Raw genomic sequence first — 2852 nt, 5'->3', positions numbered from 1 at the left:
GCCCAGAAATGCCACTTTGGCATAACCCAGGCCGACAAAGCCGGTATCCAGTCCTTGAGTGCAGACGTCGGTCATCTCAACCCTTTTCCCTGCGCCCCGATCCCTGCCGAGGCAAAAGTGAATCGTCTTCGAAAAGCCCCTCTGGGAGAGGCTTAGCCTCACGATAGCGTGATTCCAACTCACGGATTTGTAAGGTGCCGCTAATCCTGCTTGACAACAGGCTGCAGCATATTATCCTCCGCTAATCTTACACTGTAAGGCATATCGGAGGAGCATGCCATGTCGACCGCCGCCCTCTCGGAACTCGAGCCAGTCGTGCCGCTGGAGACGCACCCCCCGGAAATCGCGATCGAGGAGGTGTCGCGTGACATCAGCCGCACCATCGAGCGCGCCGAAGTCGCGGCCTGGCGCGACCTTTACGACGCGGCGCCCGCCGATTTCGCGGCACGGCATGGGCTGTCGATCGCGAGCGAGGGCGATCTGGTCTGGACCACCTGCACGACGATCCCGTTCATCCATTTCAACTGCGTGAAGAATATCGGCGTCGATGGTCCGGCGACCGAGGAACAGCTCGACGCGCTGCTCGCGCATTATCGCAATGCCGGCATCATGCGGCCGTGGTTCTACACCAGCCCGCACACCGAGCCGGCGCGGCTGAGATGCTGGCTGGAAGCGCGCGGCCTGCAGCATCAGGGCGGCTGGGAGCGCATCTATCGCGACGCGACGCCGCTGCCAGCCGAACCGCTCTTCCCGGGCGATCCGCTGATCCCGGTAGACGATCCCGTAATCGAGGAGGTGACCCCCAGGACGGCTTCGGAATGGGCTTCTTTCATCGATGCCAAATACAGGCTCCCCACCTCGCCCTGGCTCACCGCGCTTGTCGGCCGCAAGGGCTGGCGCCACTACATGCTGAAACGTGGCGGCGCGGTCGCCGCTGTGCGCTCGCTTTTCATCGGCCCCGACGGCGCCGCCTGGAGCGGCATCGACGCGCCGGTACCTGGCATCATGGCGCCGAGCTTCGATCTGGATGCCATGCTTGGGGAAAGGCTGGTTCGCGACGGCATCGCCGCCGGCGCGAAGCTGTTTGTCGCCGATATCGAGGCGCCGCTCCCCGACCGCGACGGGCCGGCCTATCGCAACTACGACCGGCTCGGCTTCAAGCTCGCCTATTTACGCAATCACTACGCTTACCTGCCGGCGTATTCGAGCTGACCATTTTCCTGGAGCTGCCTTAGCGATGCAGCCACTGCTTCAGGCAGCTTCTTGCCACCATATGGGCCGGCGGCACCGAAGCCTGGTCGATGCGGGAATAATCGCCGGCCTTGTCGCGCGCCTTTTCCAGGAGCAGGCGAAGCTCGGCCGGCCGCACGCGGTCGCGCGCCATCACGAGCTGGATCATCGGGTCGTTCAAAAGCTCGTCCAGGGTGTTGATGCTCTCGCTCATCCGTCGCCTCCTCGATGCCTGCCCGCATGGCGCTTAGATAGGCAGCCAAAGATGGCCCGCCAATGACGCTTTGCCGGCTATGTCGTGCAGCGGAGATGAAATTTTGTGCAGAGATGCGTCGCAATGACTCAGGCCGGCGGCGCGCCTTCATATTGCGGCAGGCCATCGTCGAGCATCAGCCAGGGCTGCTTCGAGGCAGTCCAGAAATGCATGTCCGGCTTGAACAGCGACGGATCGTCGAGCGAGCCGGAGGTGACGCCGAGAATGTTTCTGGAATCGCGGCGCGAAAACAGGGTTGTGCCGCAAGCCGGGCAGAAGCCGCGCTTGAGGTCAGGCGTGGAATTGATTGTCGCCACCGGCCCGTCGATGGTCACATCGTCGATGCGGAAGAGCAGGCGGGCGTTGAAGGCCGCGCCGATCGCCCTCTGGCAGATCCGGCAATGGCAGACGCGCTCGTTGATCGGCTCCGCCTCGGCCCTGTAACGCACCCCGCCGCACAGGCACCCGCCCTCATATTTCGCCATCACCGACACCCGTTTCGAGGAAATGCCGGCAAGGTAGCGGCCGGCATGAGAGGGTCAAACAAAAAACACTGATGGGATGCGATCGCCTGCGCTGATGTGGGTGGCTCAACGACGTGTCCGCGCCTGCGATTGACAATCGCCCGCCGCCGCGCCCTGCTTATGGCGTCCGACGGGAGGAAGACTGATGGCCGACATCGACACGATCGCGATCGCACCCTTGTTCGGTCCGCCCTCGCCCGCCCGCGACCAGACCGACTCGAGGATCATGGCCGCGGCCTCCGGCATCGGCTTCATGGCGATCCGCGACTTTCCCGGCGACGACTGGCTGACTCCGCAGAACCGGGCGTGGCTGCTGGCGATCTTTTCGCTACCGGAGGCTGAAAAGCAGAAGCTGCTGCGCTGGAATTTCGACCGCACGAAACAAAATGTCTATCGCGGCTGGTTTCCGCTGCAGCCTGGCGCCGTCTCCTATAAGGAAGGCATCGATATGGGGCCGGACATCGCCGACGCGCGGACCGAACCCTCCGGCCTCGATGCCGGCGATCCGCTCTGCGAGGCCACGCCGCTCCCGCCCGAAAGCACTCTGCCCGGCTGGCGCGAGGCTGCCGCCAACTACTACAAGGCGATGGCGACGGTCGGCAACGCGCTGCTGCGCTCGGTCGCGCGCGGCCTGGGGCTGACCGAGACCATTTTCGATAAGGATTTCGAGGGCGGCATCTCGACATTGCGCCTGATCCGCTACCCGTTGCGTGACCCGAACAGCGGCGTCGACCTCAGCGGTCCCGACTTCTCTGTACTCCACAAAGGCGAGATGCGGACCGTCATCGGCCGCGAGCATGCCGATTCCGGTTTCGTCACCTTGCTGGCGCAGGACGGCGTCGAAG

Annotated in this window: 4 protein-coding genes; 2 read left to right on the top strand and 2 right to left on the bottom strand. The window is 64.0% G+C overall.

The genetic code is table 11. The features are described from left to right. Positions 1 to 279: 279 nt before the first annotated feature. The gene (locus tag EOA24_RS32940; RefSeq protein ID WP_127410522.1) at positions 280 to 1212 is read left to right on the top strand and encodes a hypothetical protein; all 933 of its coding nucleotides are present in this window, start codon (positions 280 to 282) and stop codon (positions 1210 to 1212) included. A gap of 19 nt (positions 1213 to 1231) precedes the next feature. Here EOA24_RS32940 and EOA24_RS32935 read toward each other — a convergent pair whose 3' ends face one another. After that, a complete protein-coding gene (locus EOA24_RS32935) occupies positions 1232 to 1444 on the bottom strand; it encodes a hypothetical protein (RefSeq protein WP_126082519.1) in 213 nt (70 codons plus the stop codon). A gap of 128 nt (positions 1445 to 1572) precedes the next feature. Next, positions 1573 to 1968: a GFA family protein gene (locus EOA24_RS32930; protein WP_126082518.1), complete on the bottom strand. Its 396-nt coding sequence runs from the start codon at positions 1966 to 1968 to the stop codon at positions 1573 to 1575. Between the two features lie 184 nt (positions 1969 to 2152). Between EOA24_RS32930 and EOA24_RS32925 the strand changes: the two genes are divergently transcribed. Then, positions 2153 to 2852 (top strand): 2-oxoglutarate and iron-dependent oxygenase domain-containing protein (locus EOA24_RS32925; protein WP_133374732.1); only part of this gene is annotated, 700 nt, incomplete at its 3' end.

Source organism: Mesorhizobium sp. M2A.F.Ca.ET.039.01.1.1 (assembly GCF_003998035.1).
Lineage (GTDB): Bacteria > Pseudomonadota > Alphaproteobacteria > Rhizobiales > Rhizobiaceae > Mesorhizobium.
The sequence above is the reverse complement of the archived record's forward strand: the minus strand, read 5'-3'. Positions and strand labels throughout refer to the sequence as shown.